The organism is Dactylosporangium sp. CS-047395 (assembly GCF_050942185.1).
In the GTDB taxonomy this organism is placed as follows: Bacteria; Actinomycetota; Actinomycetes; order Mycobacteriales; family Micromonosporaceae; genus Dactylosporangium.
The window spans coordinates 8,474,844-8,488,928 of record NZ_CP192015.1 but is presented as its reverse complement, the minus strand read 5'-3'; the positions used below and the strand labels follow the sequence as shown (position 1 = coordinate 8,488,928).

At 71.8% G+C, this 14,085-nt stretch carries 16 protein-coding genes; 5 read left to right on the top strand and 11 right to left on the bottom strand.

Translation table 11 applies throughout. The features are described 5' to 3' along the window. Window positions 1–205: 205 nt before the first annotated feature. The 10 genes from egtD to ACQP00_RS39690 form a co-directional block, all read right to left on the bottom strand. On the bottom strand, window positions 206–1,183 hold the full coding sequence (gene egtD / locus ACQP00_RS39735; protein ID WP_433206547.1) for an L-histidine N(alpha)-methyltransferase: 978 nt from the start codon (window positions 1,181–1,183) through the stop codon (window positions 206–208). Continuing rightward, window positions 1,180–1,932, bottom strand: a complete 753-nt coding sequence (gene egtC, locus ACQP00_RS39730; protein ID WP_433206544.1) for an ergothioneine biosynthesis protein EgtC — start codon at window positions 1,930–1,932, stop codon at window positions 1,180–1,182. Before egtC ends, egtD begins: the two co-directional genes overlap by 4 nt. Continuing rightward, window positions 1,932–3,179 carry an ergothioneine biosynthesis protein EgtB gene (gene egtB / locus ACQP00_RS39725; protein ID WP_433206541.1) on the bottom strand — a complete coding sequence of 416 codons (1,248 nt, stop codon included), beginning with the start codon at window positions 3,177–3,179 and terminating at the stop codon, window positions 1,932–1,934. The genes egtC and egtB overlap by 1 nt, the downstream gene beginning before the upstream one ends. Continuing rightward, complete coding sequence (egtA, locus tag ACQP00_RS39720) at window positions 3,172–4,374, bottom strand: ergothioneine biosynthesis glutamate--cysteine ligase EgtA (RefSeq protein ID WP_433206538.1); 1,203 nt, start codon at window positions 4,372–4,374, stop codon at window positions 3,172–3,174. Before egtA ends, egtB begins: the two co-directional genes overlap by 8 nt. A gap of 82 nt (window positions 4,375–4,456) precedes the next feature. Beyond that, the gene (locus tag ACQP00_RS39715; protein WP_433206535.1) at window positions 4,457–5,131 is read right to left on the bottom strand and encodes a TetR/AcrR family transcriptional regulator; all 675 of its coding nucleotides are present in this window, start codon (window positions 5,129–5,131) and stop codon (window positions 4,457–4,459) included. Next, window positions 5,109–5,492, bottom strand: coding sequence for a thiol-disulfide oxidoreductase DCC family protein (locus ACQP00_RS39710; protein ID WP_433047227.1), 384 nt, complete (start codon window positions 5,490–5,492; stop codon window positions 5,109–5,111). The genes ACQP00_RS39715 and ACQP00_RS39710 overlap by 23 nt, the downstream gene beginning before the upstream one ends. Beyond that, complete coding sequence (locus ACQP00_RS39705; protein ID WP_433206532.1) at window positions 5,489–5,986, bottom strand: hypothetical protein; 498 nt, start codon at window positions 5,984–5,986, stop codon at window positions 5,489–5,491. Before ACQP00_RS39705 ends, ACQP00_RS39710 begins: the two co-directional genes overlap by 4 nt. A gap of 76 nt (window positions 5,987–6,062) precedes the next feature. Then, window positions 6,063–7,085: a WD40/YVTN/BNR-like repeat-containing protein gene (locus ACQP00_RS39700; protein WP_433206529.1), complete on the bottom strand. Its 1,023-nt coding sequence runs from the start codon at window positions 7,083–7,085 to the stop codon at window positions 6,063–6,065. After that, the gene (locus ACQP00_RS39695; protein WP_433206526.1) at window positions 7,078–7,566 is read right to left on the bottom strand and encodes an RNA polymerase sigma factor; all 489 of its coding nucleotides are present in this window, start codon (window positions 7,564–7,566) and stop codon (window positions 7,078–7,080) included. Before ACQP00_RS39695 ends, ACQP00_RS39700 begins: the two co-directional genes overlap by 8 nt. A gap of 37 nt (window positions 7,567–7,603) precedes the next feature. Further along, the gene (locus tag ACQP00_RS39690; protein WP_433047215.1) at window positions 7,604–8,041 is read right to left on the bottom strand and encodes a DUF3307 domain-containing protein; all 438 of its coding nucleotides are present in this window, start codon (window positions 8,039–8,041) and stop codon (window positions 7,604–7,606) included. 151 nt (window positions 8,042–8,192) lie between these two features. On the opposite strand from ACQP00_RS39690, the gene ACQP00_RS39685 reads away from it, so the two are divergent. Further along, a complete protein-coding gene (locus ACQP00_RS39685) occupies window positions 8,193–9,143 on the top strand; it encodes a sulfotransferase (protein ID WP_433206523.1) in 951 nt (316 codons plus the stop codon). A gap of 31 nt (window positions 9,144–9,174) precedes the next feature. Continuing rightward, entirely contained in the window at window positions 9,175–10,293 is a 1,119-nt protein-coding gene (locus ACQP00_RS39680; RefSeq protein ID WP_433206519.1) for an LCP family protein, read from the top strand. On the opposite strand, the gene ACQP00_RS39675 is transcribed toward ACQP00_RS39680, so the two are convergent. Then, the gene (locus tag ACQP00_RS39675; protein ID WP_433206516.1) at window positions 10,265–10,957 is read right to left on the bottom strand and encodes a GNAT family N-acetyltransferase; all 693 of its coding nucleotides are present in this window, start codon (window positions 10,955–10,957) and stop codon (window positions 10,265–10,267) included. The two genes, ACQP00_RS39680 and ACQP00_RS39675, sit on opposite strands and share 29 nt — an antisense overlap. Window positions 10,958–11,016: 59 nt before the next feature. Here ACQP00_RS39675 and ACQP00_RS39670 point away from each other — a divergent pair, with 59 nt between their 5' ends. The 3 genes from ACQP00_RS39670 (at window position 11,017) to gndA (ending at window position 13,398) form a co-directional block, all read left to right on the top strand. Continuing rightward, a complete protein-coding gene (locus ACQP00_RS39670) occupies window positions 11,017–11,571 on the top strand; it encodes a TetR/AcrR family transcriptional regulator (RefSeq protein ID WP_433206513.1) in 555 nt (184 codons plus the stop codon). A gap of 30 nt (window positions 11,572–11,601) precedes the next feature. After that, the gene (locus ACQP00_RS39665; RefSeq protein WP_433206510.1) at window positions 11,602–11,856 is read left to right on the top strand and encodes a PRC-barrel domain-containing protein; all 255 of its coding nucleotides are present in this window, start codon (window positions 11,602–11,604) and stop codon (window positions 11,854–11,856) included. A 105-nt stretch (window positions 11,857–11,961) separates the two neighbouring features. Next, complete coding sequence (gene gndA / locus ACQP00_RS39660; RefSeq protein ID WP_433206507.1) at window positions 11,962–13,398, top strand: NADP-dependent phosphogluconate dehydrogenase; 1,437 nt, start codon at window positions 11,962–11,964, stop codon at window positions 13,396–13,398. Window positions 13,399–14,085 lie beyond the last annotated feature (687 nt).

Sequence of the window (14,085 nt, the reverse complement as noted above, 5' to 3'; positions counted from 1 at the left end):
GGCTGAGCATGTCGTTCCACCTCTCCGATCGCAGCAAATGCCGATCGATACCTTGACCCAACCCGCTGACGCGCCGCTGAAATGCGGCATCAGCACAGGCGCGCTTATACGAAATGTCGGATATGTCGGGCGCGCCAGCGCCCGACATATCCGGCCAAAACCACACACCGCGGCCAAACCAACGAACCCGGGGAGACAACGTCCGTCAGACAGCGGCGGCCAACGTCAGCGCGAACCGGTCCTCGCGATCCGTCCACCAGTCCCGCACCGCGAACCCGGCAGCGGCCAGCTCGGCGGTCAGGCCGTCGCGGCGGAACTTGGCCGAGACCTCGGTCCGCAGTTCCTCGCCGCGGCCGAAGGTGATGTCGAGGTCGAGGGCCTCCAGCCGTACCGTCTGCGGCACCGCCGAGCGCAGCCGCATCTCGATCCACTCGTTGGCCTCGTCCCACAGGGCGACGTGGGCGAACCGGGACGGGTCGAAGGTGGCGCCGAGTTCGCGGTTGAGCACGCGCAGGACGTTGCGGTTGAACTCGGCCGTGACCCCGGCGGCGTCCGCGTACGCGGGGATCAGGACCGCCGGGGACTTCACCAGGTCGGCGCCCAGCAGCAGGAACTCGCCGGGGGCCAGCCGGTCGCGCAGCGCCGACAGGAACGGGGCCCGCTCCGCCGGGGTGAAGTTGCCGATCGTGCCGCCCAGGAAGGCGACCAGGCGGGTGCCGGTCTCGGGCAGCACCTCCAGGTGGTTGACGAAGTCGGCGACGATCCCGTGCAGATGCAGGTCCGGGTAGTCCCGGTGCAGGTCGTCCAGCGCGTGGCGCAGCGCCGACTCGGAGACGTCCAGCGGGGTGAAGGAGCCCAGCGTGCCGTGTTCGCGCAGGGCGTCCAGCAGCAGGCGGGTCTTCTCCGACGAGCCCGAGCCGAGCTCGATCAGCGTCTTGGCCCCGGTGATCCGGGCGATCGCCGGCGCGCGTTCGGCGAGGATCGAGCGCTCGGCGCGGGTCGGGTAGTACTCGGGCAGCCGGGTGATCTCCTCGAACAGCTCGCTGCCGCGGGCGTCGTAGAAGTACTTCGGGGGCAGCCATTTCGGGCTCGCGCTCAGCCCGGTGCGGGCGTCGGTGCGCAGGCCGGCGGCCAGGTCCTCGGGCGTGAGGTACACGTCGAGGTCGAGATCCTGAAGAGTCACTGGAGAGCACCTTCCAACGCGGTGACGGTCACGGCGGTCGGGGTCGCGACGAGCAGTGAGTTGTCGGGGACGGGGATCCAGCCGGGATCGGCGTCGAGCGGCTCGGAGGCGACGAGCACGCCCGGCGGGGTGTGCCGGTAGGACAGTGAGTGGCCGGCCGTGGTGGCCGCGATCGTCTCGCCGTCGGTGAGCAGGAGGTTGAGCCGGGAGCCGGGGGCGGCCCGCGCGACGGCCGGCACGACCGCCGCGAGGGCACCGTCCACCGTGGACCCGGCGCGCAGCCTCGCCCGCACCAGCGCCCAGAGCAGGGCGCTGTCGGTCGGGGCGTCGAGGGTGAGCAGGTCGCGCACGGGCAGCGCGGCGGCGAGCTCGGCCACGCTGTCCGGCCAGCCGGTCACCTTGCCGTTGTGGCTGAACAGCCAGCGGTCCTCGGTGAAGGGCGCGGCCGCCGTCTCGGTGACCGGCATGCCGACCGTGGCCGAGCGGACCGCGGCCAGGACGGCGCCCGACCGCAGCGTGGCGGCGAGGGCCGGCAGCCCGGCGTCGGTCCACAGTGGAACGGCGCGGCGCACACGCAGTACCGAAGCGTCGTCCTGAAACCAGGCGATGCCGAAGCCGTCGGCGTTGATGGTGCCGCCGCCGCGCATGTCCCGGGGCGCCCAGGACTGGTGGGACAGCGAGTGCGGCGGCGTGAACAGCAGCTCGGCCAGGGCGATGGGCGGCCCCAGGTACGCCAGGTGTCGGCACACTAGGCGAGCTCCGCGGGGCTCAGCGAGCGCGCGGTCCGGAAGCCGCTGAAGATCTGCCGCCGGATCGGGTAGTCCCAGTTGCGGAACGTGCCCCGGCAGGCGGCGGCGTCGGTGCCGAACGAGCCGCCGCGCAGCACCTTGTAGTCCGGGCCGAAGAAGACCTCGGAATATTCACGGTACGGGAACGCGGTGAAGCCCGGGTAGGCGCTGAAGTCGCTGTCGACCCACTCCCACACGTCGCCGATGAGCTGGTGCACGCCGAGCGGCGAGGCGCCCGCCGGGTAGGCGCCCAGCGGGGCCGGGGCGAGGTGGCGCTGGCCCAGGTTGGCGTGCTGCGGGCCGGGGTCCTCGTCGCCCCACGGGTACCGCCGCGATCGTCCGCTGGCCGGGTCCCAGCGGGCCGCCTTCTCCCACTCGGCCTCGGTCGGCAGCCGCCGCCCGGCCCACGCCGCGTAGGCCTTGGCCTCGTGGAACGACACGTGCACGACCGGCGCGCCGGGCACGATCGGGGCGGTCCGGCCGAAGCCGGTGGCGAGCCATCCGCCCGGGTCGGCGCGCCAGTGCAGCGGGGGAGTGCCGCCGGTCTCGTCGAGGAACGCGGCGTACTGCCCGTTGGTGACCGGCCCCGCGTCGATCCAGAACGCCGGCACGTCGACGGTGTGCGCGGGCCGCTCGTTGTCCAGTGCCCACGCCTCGGTCGACGTGCCCATCGTGAACGGCCCGCCCGGCACCAGCACCTCGCCGCGCACCTCGACGACGGCGGGCGGGGGCGGCGGCGCGGAGAGCACGGGATCGCCGGTGCGCAGCTGGTGCGTGGCGAGCATCGTCTCGTCGTGCTGCTGCTCGTGCTGCACGATCATCCCGAAGGCGAAGCCGTCCTCGGTCAGCCGCCTTTCCTCCAGGTGTACCCGTTCCAGCACGTCGAGCGCCTTGTCGCGGACGGTCGCCACGTAGGCCCGCGCCTCCTTCGGGCCGAGCAGCGGCAGCGCCGGGCGGTCCTTGCGGGCGTGCTTGAAGGCGTCGTAGAGCTGGTCGATGTCGGCCCGCACCGGCTCGCGCCCGCCGACGTCGCGCACCAGCCACAGCTCCTCCTGGTTGCCGATGTGGGCGAGGTCCCACACCAGCGGCGACATGAGCGGCGAGTGCTGGCGGACCAGGTCGTCCTCGTCCACCGCCTCGGTCAGCCCGGTGGAGCGCTCCCGGCTGCGCTCGAGTTCCCGCGCGACACGATCCCGCAGGTCAGCCATTGCGTGTACTCCCTTCGACGACGTCCGCGGTCAGCTGCGGCGGCAGGTCCAGCCGCGCCAGGGCGAGCTCGCGCACGGCCCGGGCGGCCCGGGCGAGGACCGGATCTCCCATCCCGTCGCGGGCCGCCTCCACCCAGCGCCCGGCGGCCGGCTCGCACAGCTCGAGGACCCGCGACACGGTGTCGCGGTCGGCGAGCAGGGCGTGCAGCAGCGCCGCGGGTGCGAACCAGGCGCGCCCGGGCTGGGTGTCGAGGTAGCGGATCTCCAGGTACCCGCGCGGGCGGACCGGCGGGAAGAGGGTGCTGAGGTGGTAGTCGAGGTCGGCGTACGTCGGCCTCGTGTCCAGTGCGCCGCGGATCCAGTCCGCGAACGTCACCCCGGCCGGGGCGTTCCAGGACCCGTCGTCCCGCCGGACGCACAGCAGCTTGGCGTGCAGCGCGTAGCCGGCCCAGTCGGCCGCCGGCTCGCCGCCGGTGCCGACCGGCCGGGTCCGCGACGGGTCGATGCCCCGCCAGGCCCGCTGCCGGGCCGAGGCCCAGCCGGTGTCCACGCCGGCGAACCGCCCGGAGTTGGCGAACAGCGCCAGCAGCGGCGGCCCCAGCGCGTTGACCGCGGCCCAGCGCTCGGGTAGCTCGCCGGCCGGGCCGGGGTCGAGGCAGACCTGCAGGCCCGCCGTCGAGCACATCATGATTTTCCCGGCGACGCCGCGCCGCTCGAAGGCGGCCTCCATCGCGTCGTAGCGAGGGGTGGAGAGCAACCGCCGCGGGGGGCGGTGCGGGTCGGCGCCGGTGTCGCCCAGGACCAGGCCGGCGCCCGCCAGGAGGGCGGAGAGCTGCTCGATCTCGGCGCCGACGGCCGTGTGCAGCTCGGTGAGGGAGGCGAACGGGCGGCTGGAGATCTCCACCTGGCCGCCGGGTTCGAGGGTGACGGCGCCGCCGTGGCGCAGCGGGAGCGCCGGGGAGTCGCTGCGCAGGGTCGGCGGCGCGTGGTCGCCGAGGGCCTGGCAGAGCCGGGACGGTTCCAGCGGGGCCGCCGGATCGTCGCGCTGATGAACGGTGAACTCGAGTTCGACACCGACCGCCGCGGGGGGTCCGGTCTTGAAGCAGATCGATGCGATGTAGCCCTCGGCCTGCTCGATCTCGGCAATGACCGCGTCGTGGTCGGCGGCCGTGCGGGTGCCCTGCAAGGTCGCCATGGGAGCCGACGCTACCCCGGGATTCCGGGATCGGCGAACGCTGTCGTTGAACAAATGGTTACCGTACGACTACGGCGAGCCGTCAGCGCAGCAGGCGGTACAACTTCAGCGCCTCGCGGTTCAGCGACTTCAGGCCGGGCATGCGAGCCAGTGACACCAGCCGGTCGATCAAGGGAACCGCGCGGTCGATCAGCAGCCGGGTTTTCGCCTGATCGGGTGAGCTGTCGTGGACCCAGTAGAGGGTGATGCCCATCTGGGCCAGCCACAGCAGCTCCGGCAGGTCGGGCCGCAGCTCCGCCTCGATCTTGGTGGTCGAGCCCTCGACGACGTCGCGCAGGACCGTGATCGACCGCTCGCGGGCCGGGGCGGACTCGGCGCTGAACGGGCTCAGCGGCGACCCCGGCTCCACGGCGGTCTTGATGAACTTGCCGGCGAACGCGTGGTACGGCGTCATGACGTCGAGCATCCCGCTCAGCGCCACCCGCAGCCGCTCGTCGAACGGTCCCGGCTTGGCCAGCAGGGGTTCGACGGCGGCCGCGGTGTCCTCCTGGACCGTGGCGTAGAACTGCTGCACCAGGTGGTCCTTGGAGGGGAAGTAGTAGTAGGCGTTGCCGACCGAGATGCCGGCCTCCTGGGCGATGCCGCGCATGGTGGTCTTGTCGTACCCCTGGTCGCGGAACAGCCGCACCGCCGTGTCGACGATGAGCCGCTTGGTCGCTTCGCCCCGGCCGGACTCAGGTGCTGCAGGTTTCGCCACAGTCCTGACCATATCCAGCGTCGGTGGTGCGCAGCCGTCCGGCCGACTGGGCGACCCGCCGGGCGAGCGGGCGAAGGTGCGGTTGGGCGAGGCGCGCCGCCAGCCCCCGATAGCCGTCCAGCGCCCACAGGCAGACGAGCCAGGCGGCATCCCCGGTGTACACGCCGCCGTCGTCGGCGACCACGGTGATGTCGGCCAGGGTCTCGGCCGGGTCGAGCGCCGGATACCGGCGGCGCGCCTCGTCGGAGCCCGCCGCGACGAACTCCAGCGGGACGATCTGGGCCCTCCCGGCGAGCCAGGACCGTGCCGTGCGGCACAGCCCGCAGCCCGCGTCGTAGAGCACGGTGAGCCGGGTGATCATTGGGGTGGCGGCATTTCCCCGGGCGCGGGGCGCCGCGGCGGTGCGCTGGACCTCGGCGGCACCGGCGGCATCGGCGGCACGGGGATCGGCTGCATGAGCGGCGGCAGAGCGCGGGTCGGCTCGATCGGCGGCGCGGCCTGGTCGAGCAGCCGGCGGCGGCGGAAGCGGCTCAGGACGTACAGGTTGAAGAAGTGCACGCCGCCGAGGACCAGCAGCACCAGGCCCAGCTTCCAGGCGAGCGCCTCGATCGCCGCGCTGCCGGTGGCGATCGGCTCGCTGATCTTCAGCGCGATCGCGATGTACCCCAGGTTGAGCAGGTAGAAGCCGACGACCAGCAGGTGGTTGACCGACTCGGCCAGGCGCTCGTCGGCGAACGCGTCGTCGAGGAACACCTGGCCGTTCTTGAACAGCGTGCGGGCGACCCAGATGGTCAGCACCACGCTGACCGCCAGGTACACCAGGTACGTGACCGGTTTGAAGAGTTCCACGTCCATGCCCGGCCTCCCGTCGTTTGAACGTGTTCAACACGACGGTAGCGGGTTCCTTGAACGTGTTCAACTGTGCGCCCGGTCACGGCCGCACGTACCGCACCCACGTCTCGCGCCCGGAGCCGACGACGAGGCTGCCGTCGCCCGGCATCAGCACGACCGTCCCGTCGTCCAGTGGGGTCACCAGCATCGCGTCGGTCAGCGGTGCGGGCAGCGGGGTGAACGTCCCGGCCCGCAGGACGCCCACGCCCCGGCCCGGCACGAGGACGATCAGCCCGCCGTCGCCGATCGGGCTGATCGTGGCCGCGTCGACGGTGATCGGCAGGCTCTCCAGCGCGACCGGGCCGTCCGGGGTCAGCCGCCACACCCTGGACGGCTGCCCGGCGACCGCCCAGGCCTCGCCGCCCGGCCCGACCCGCAGCACGGCCCCCGGTCCGATCCGGGGTTGCAGGTCCCGCCAGGTCATCCCGCCGTCCGGGGAGTACGCCACGGTGGTGTCGAGGTTGCCCGGGGTCAGCCGCCACGGGGTCGGCGGTGGCCCGCCGCCGAGCCGCTCCACCACGATGTCGGGGACGCCGGCGATGGACTCGGGCGGCAGCTGCCGGTACGTGCGGCCGCCGTCCTCCGTCGACCACCAGGCGATGTAGGGGTTGCTGGTCCCGATGAGGAACGTGTTCTGGCCCTGCAGCAGCAGCTGGGCCGTGCCGAGGGCCGGCAGGTCGGCCGGCAGCGCGACCGGGGTCCAGGTCAGCCCGGCGTCGGCGGTGCGGCCCATCGTGCGCGCACAGCCGACGCCGGGGGTGCAGTCGGAGAACAGCACCCAGCCGTGGTCGCGATCCACGAACCGGACCGCCATCGTGCCCCGCGCGCCCTCCAGCCGGACCACCCGGTCGGCAACCAGCGGCCGCTCGGGCGCGGTGGCCGGCTGCAGCGCGTTGACCGTCAGCGCGGCCACGATCGCCGCGCCCAGCCCGCCCAGCCACAGCAGCCCCCGCCGCCGGGTCCGCCGCCAGGTGCGCATCGCCTCGACCGGCACCGGCCGGAACGTGCCCGCCCAGTCCTGCGCGAACCGCGCGAACTCGTCCTCCACCGTCTGGTCAGACATGCCGCACCTCCGCCGTGAGCTGGGATTTGACCTTGGCCCGGCCGCGGGTCAGCCAGGAGCGCACGGTGCCCTCGGCGACACCCTCCTGCTCGGCGATCTCGGCCACCCCGAGCCCCCCGAGGTGGTGCAGGACGAGCGCGCGGCGCTGGGTCGCGGGCAGCGTGCCGAGCGCCGCCACCAGCGCCACCCGGTCCGGCGTCGGGCCGTCGACGTGCTGCTCGCGCTGCCGGGCGAGGAAGCCCAGCGCGGTGCGCAGCCGCCGCAGCCGGCTGGTGGCGAGGTTCCACGCCACGCGGCGCACCCAGCCCGCCGGGTCGGCATAGCGGGAGATGCGCGGCCACTGCTCCAGGGCCCGGCAGAACGCCTCCTGGGCGAGGTCCTGGGCCTCGGCGTGGTCACCGAGATAGGCGTAGAGCTGCAGGGCGATCCGCTGGAAGTGGGCGCCGTAGAACTCGCTGAAGGGGGGTTCCGGCATGCTCATGTCACGCGCGAACGTACGGTACCGCTGCAGCCGTTTTCTATAAAGCCGCGATCATCAGCGCGGACACCAGCAGACAGAGATGGTGCAGGGACTGGTCGGCGACGTACATGCCGCACACCGGGCTCTGGGCCTCGGCGAACTGCGGCGAGCGGGTGGCCTTGAGCACCGCCCGCACCGGCCAGCGCCGGTCCAGCAGTCCGTGCGTCACCGCCGAGAACGCCAGACCCGCCACGACGCCCAGCGGGGACAGCGGCAGGCGCAGGGCCAGCGCCGTTCCGATCAAGATCACAGAGACCGTCACGTGGTACCCGACGAGGTGCCCCGCCATCGCCCGCCACGCGGTCGCCCCGCGTCCGGCCTTGAGCCCCGCCTGCCGGTCCGTCTGCGTCACGTGGTCGCCGAGGTTGTGCCCGACGAAGAGGGCCAGCAGGGCCACGGCGAACACCACGGAACGCGTCAGCGTGTCATCCGACATGAACCGGCTCCTCACATCGACGGGAGTTCCGATCATCCGCCCCGCGATGGTCGACATCTACGTCGAACGTGGCAGAACACATGTGTCCTCGGTCGCGTCACCCGTCCGTACCAGCGGAAATGCGTAACTAAGCGGACAAGTCGGCAGTTGGATGGAGGTGCGCAGCGACCCGACTCCGACGACCCGCGTGCTCTACCTGGCCGGGTGGGGGCGCAGCGGCAGCACGCTCGCGGAGAGCCTGCTCGACCAGGTGCCCGGCCTGGTCGGGGTGGGCGAGATCAAGTTCCTGTGGGAGCGCGGCCTGCTGCAGAACCGCCGCTGCAGCTGCGGCACCCCGCTGCGCTCCTGCCGGTTCTGGGTCGACGTGCTCGGCGAGGCGTTCGGCGGGATGCCCGACGACGCGACCGCGCGGGCCCTCGACGCCGCGTCCCGCCGCTTCCGCACCCGCCACCTGCCGGGGCTGCTGCTCAAGCCGACCAGCCCGCCGGACGCCGACCGCCTGCTGTGGTACTACGAGACCCTCGAACGCCTCTACCGCGCGGTCGCGACGGTCAGCGGCGCGCAGGTGATCGTCGACTCCTCCAAGTTTCCCTCGTACCTCACGGCGCTGCTCCAGTCGGCGACGCTCGACGTCCGGGTGGCCCACATCGTGCGGGACCCGCGCGCGGTCGCGTACTCCTGGCAGCGGCACCGCCACGACCCCGACGCCCCCGGCGACGCCGAGATGCCGCGCATGCACCCGGGCGCGACGGCGCTGTACTGGTCCGCCTGGAACCTCGCGACCGAGCGCATCGCGCGCCGCTCGGGCTCGCCGTACCTGCGGTTCCGCTACGAGGACCTGGTCCGCGAGCCCGCGGCCACGCTGCGCCGGATCACCGAGCTGAGCGGGGTGCCGGCCGCCACCGTGCCGGTCGGGGAGCGCGGCGAGGTCTTCGTGCCGCGCACCCACCAGGTCTCCGGCAACCCGATGCGCTTCCACTCGGGCCCGGTCGCGCTGCGCCTCGACGACGAGTGGACCACGGGCATGGCGACCCGGCACCGGTACCTCACGGGCGCGGTCACCGTTCCCCTGCGCCACCGGTACGGGTACAAGGACGGCTAAAGCTCTGCTCTGAACGGCCGATGGGACCGTGGTGAAGGCGTGGTTCGTCACGGCCGCCGTCGTGCTCTCGGTCGCGCTCGGCGCCATGCTGGTCTGGCAGCACGCGGTCGGCCGGATCGGCGAGGCCGACCTGCTCGGCGACACCGGCCGCGACCGCGCGGGGGAGCCCCGCCAGATCGACATCCGGTCCGCACCGCGCATGTGGGGCGGCCCCGGCATGCCCAGCGCCGACGTCGAGCGCCTCGACGCCGAGCCGGGCCGCAACATCCTGCTCGTCGGCCTCGACGCCCGCCCCGAGGAGGACCGCGCGGCCGCGCGCGCCGACACCGTGATCGTCGTGCACGTGACGGAGGCGGGCGACCGCGCCTACCTGATCTCGCTGCCCCGCGACACCCGGGTCGCCATCCCCGGCCACGGCACCGACAAGCTCAACGCCGCCTTCGCCCTCGGCGGCTTCGAGCTGCTGGCCCGGACCGTCCAGCAGATCACCGGGCTGGTCTTCGACGCCGGCGCCATCATCGACTTCGCCGGGCTGCGCAAGGTGGTCGACGCGGTCGGCGGGGTCGAGCTGTGCGTGGACGAGGAGACGACCTCCGTGCACGTCGGGTGGGATGCGAAGGGCAAGGAGACGCCGCCGTACCGCCTGATCCCGCCCACGTTCCGCCCGGAGAGGATCGCCGGCGTGCGGGCCCAGGTGTACCACGTGGGCTGCCGGCACTTCGCCGGCTGGGAGGCCCTCGACTACGTCCGCCAGCGCGAGCTGATCCCGGACGGCGACTACGGCCGCCAGCGCCACCAGCAGCAGCTCCTGCGCGCCCTGGCCGAGAAGATCACCTCGGCCGGCGTCCTGGCCAACCCGATCGCGCTGAACCGGGCGATCGGCGCCGTCGGCGACTCGCTGACCTTCGACGGCAACGGCGCGTCGCTCACCGACTGGATCGTCCGCCTCCGCGCGATCGGCCCGGCCGACCTGACGCTGCTGCGCACGAACGCCGGGCAGTTCAACACCGAGCAGCGCGACGGCCGCGACTACGAGAACCTCGACGAGCTGTCGGAGACCCTGTTCGCCGCGGCCCGGGACGACCGGGTGGGCGAGTTCGCGGCGGCCTACCCCGACTGGGTCATCGAGTCCACCAGGTCGCCTGGGTGATGTGTGCGAAGCCCAGCGACTCGTACAGCGGGCGGCCCAGCTTCGAGGCCGTCAGCGTCATGGGGCGATCGTCGAAGCGGCGCAGGAGGGCGTACATCAGCGACCGTCCCACGCCGCGCGAGCGGTGGGCGGTGCCGGTCGTCACCCAGTACACGCCGACGACGTGTTCCTCCGGTACTGCCACACAGGCGCCGACGGGTTCGCCGTCGATCTCCGCGAGGTAGAACTCCAGCGTGTCGAGGAGCGCCGCGGGGAAGACGACGCCGGGCTCGTAGGGCTGGAAGCGCTCCAGCGAGAAGTCCTCGACGACCAGGCGTTCGGCGGTGCCCAGGTCGCGCGCGTCCGTCACCCGGCGGACCGGGATGCGGGGCTCGGCGACGGGCTCGTCCGGGTACCGGATCATGATCGGAAGCTGGCGCATCGTGGCGCCCTCCGCGGTCAGGTCGACGGCGCCGAACGCGTCCTCGATGAGCTCCCCGGTTCGCGTTTTCCGGTCGGACAAGTCGGTTGCTCGCAGGGTCAGCACCCGGGTGCCGTACCGCTCGTCGCCCATGACGGCCAGCCAGCCGTCGGCGGCCTCGGTCTCGTAGCCGCGGGCCCGGGCCACCCGGGTCCAGAACTCGGCCGCGTTCCCGGCGGCCATGCTCAGCGCGTCCCCGTCCATTCGGGCAGCGTAGACGACGGTGTTAAAGTGGAGGCGTACCTCCGAAAAAGGGTGGATGCATGCAGACCCAGCCCGGTGTGCGCCGGCCGCAGCGGGCCGACGCGCGGCGCAACTTCGACGCGCTCATCGCCGCCGCCCGTGACGCGTTCGCCGAGCACGGCTCGACCGCGTCGCTGGAGGAGATCGCCCGGCGGGCCGGGGTCGGGATCGGCACGCTGTACCGCAACTTCCCCACCCGCCAGGACCTGTTCGACGCGGTGTACCTGGGCGAGATCGACGCCCTGTGCCGCGCGGCCGACGACGTCGCCGGGCTGGAGCCGTGGGAGGCGCTCGCCGCGTGGCTGCGCCGGTTCGTCGGCTACGTCGCCACCAAGCGGGCCATCTACGAGGAGATCAACCGCGACTCGGAGATGATGCGCGGCGCCCGCGAGGCGATGTACGCCGCGTTCGAGCCGCTCCTCGCCCGCGCCCAGAGCACCGGCGCGGCCCGGGCCGACGTGAGCGCCGACGACGTGCTGAGGCTGATCTCCGGGCTCACCGCGGGCGGGTACGTTGACGAGTCCCAGCGCGAGCGCGTGCTCACCGTCGCCCTGGACGGGGTGCGCGCCCGTTAGTTTTCCCGCGCGCCCGGGTATGTCGCACCCATGGAGATCGATCTGCTGCACAAGCCGGTCGTAGATCTGGCCGGCCGGCCCGTCGGAACCGTCGACGAAGTCGAGACCGTACTTCGGAGTGACGGCGAGGAGGAGATCGCCACGCTCGTGGTCGAGCCGCGCCGGCCCCGGTTCGGCCGTGCGGCCGCTCCGGGAGAGCGCATGCGCATCTCGTGGGACCTCGTCGCCTTCTGCGACCGCAGCATCACGCTCATGGTGCGCAGACACCTACTGCGGCCGTCCTGACCCCTGGTACGGGTAGCCTGATCCAACGCGCGCTTCGAACCGTGATCACGGGGTAGTGGTCGGCGGTCCGGGGCAGAGAGCTCGACTGGATGAGGTGCATCGCAGATGTCCGACCTGGCGCAGATCGGCGTGACCGGTCTCGCGGTGATGGGCCGCAACCTGGCCCGGAACCTGGCCCGCAACGGTTACACCGTCGCCGTGCACAACCGCTCGCACGAGCGGACCCGCCGCCTCGTGGACGAGTTCGGGCACGAGGGCACGTTCGTGCCGAGCGAATCCATGGCCGACTTCGTCGCTTCGCTGGCCCGCCCGCGGGCCGTCATCATCATGGTCAAGGCCGGCGGCCCCACCGACGCCGTCATCGACGAGCTCGTCCCCCTCATGGAGGAGGGCGACATCATCATCGACGCCGGCAACGCCCACTTCGCCGACACCCGCCGCCGCGAGCAGTCCCTGCGCGAGCACGGCCTGCACTTCGTCGGCACCGGCGTCTCCGGCGGCGAGGAGGGCGCCCTGCTCGGCCCCAGCATCATGCCGGGCGGCTCGCCGGAGTCGTACCAGAAGCTCGGCCCCATCTTCGAAAAAATTTCGGCCAAGGTGGACGGCACCCCGTGCTGCATCCACATCGGCCCGGACGGCGCCGGCCACTTCGTCAAAATGGTCCACAACGGCATCGAGTACGCCGACATGCAGCTCATCGCCGAGGCCTACGACCTGCTCCGGGCCGGCCTGGGCGCCACTCCCGCCGAGATCGCCGACATCTTCCGCACCTGGAACACGGGCGACCTCGAGTCCTTCCTGATCGAGATCACCGCCGACGTCCTGTCCCAGATCGACGGCGACACCGGCCAGGCCTTCGTCGACATCGTCCTGGACCAGGCCGAACAGAAGGGCACCGGCCGCTGGACGGTCCAGAGCGCCCTGGACCTGGGCGTCCCCATCACCGGCATCGCCGAGGCCACCTTCGCCCGCTCCCTCTCCGGCCACGCCGACCAGCGCTCCGCGGCGCGGGACGCCTTCGGCACCGACGTTTCGGCGCTGACGATCGCCGACCGCGACCAGTTCATCGAGGACGTCCGGGCGGCCCTGTACGCCTCGAAGATCGTCGCCTACGCCCAGGGCTTCGACCACATCCAGGCCGGCAGCGAAGAATTCGGCTGGAACATCGACCGCGGCGCGGTGTCGACGATCTGGCGCGGCGGCTGCATCATCCGCGCCCGCTTCCTCAACCGCATCCGCGAGGCCTACGACGAGAACCAGGACCTGAAGAGCCTCATGGTCGCCCCGTACTTCGCCGACGCCGTCAACGCGGGCGTCCCCGCCTGGCGCCGCGTGGTCGCAGCAGCCGCGGCGGCAGGCATCCCGACACCGGCGTTCTCGTCGTCGCTGTCGTACTTCGACGGGCTGCGCGCTTCCCGCCTGCCGGCTTCGCTGATTCAGGGGCTGCGGGACAACTTCGGGGCTCATACCTACAAGCGGACGGATCGCGAGGGTACGTTCCACGTGGAGTGGGCTGGGGACAAGAAGGAACACTCCGCTTAGCTGTTTTTCCTTGTGGTGGCCATCGGGTGGGTTTCCACCGGTCCGATGGTCACCACATTTGTACTGATTTATTTTATTCTTCCAAATTCTCTTCCTGGACCACCGAACGTCGACCACTGCGGACCCGGCTCCCGAATTCACGGCCTGGACCACCGAACGGTGACCAAAGTCGTCTCCGGGACCACGCTAATACATTCCGGTCGCGCCAGCGGCCGGGGACCATCGGCCGAGGGCACTTCGCGGTTGCCCATCGGTCCGGCGTGCGGTCTTTTCCACCGGCCCGATGGTCACCGCAAATGTGCCCTCGGCCGATGGTTCGGCCCGCCTGGCGGCGGCCCACAGGGTTAGCGTGGTCCCGGTCCGACTCTGGTCACCGTTGGTGGTCCAGACCGTAGGAGACTGCCGGGTCCGTCGTGGTCATCATTCGGTGGTACAACTCAGGAAATTGGTTTTTTAAGGATTTCTCTCCTGGACCACCGAACGTCGACCACGGCGGACCCGGCTCCCGAATCTACGGCCTGGACCACCGAACGGTGACCAAAGTCGTCACCGGGACCACGCTAATACATTCCGGTCGCGCCAGCGGCCGGGGACCATCGGCCGAGGGCACATAGCGGTGCCCATCGGTCTGGCCGTTGCTTTTAAAATTAGCCCGTGAGATAATAAAAACGTGCGTCAGATGTCATT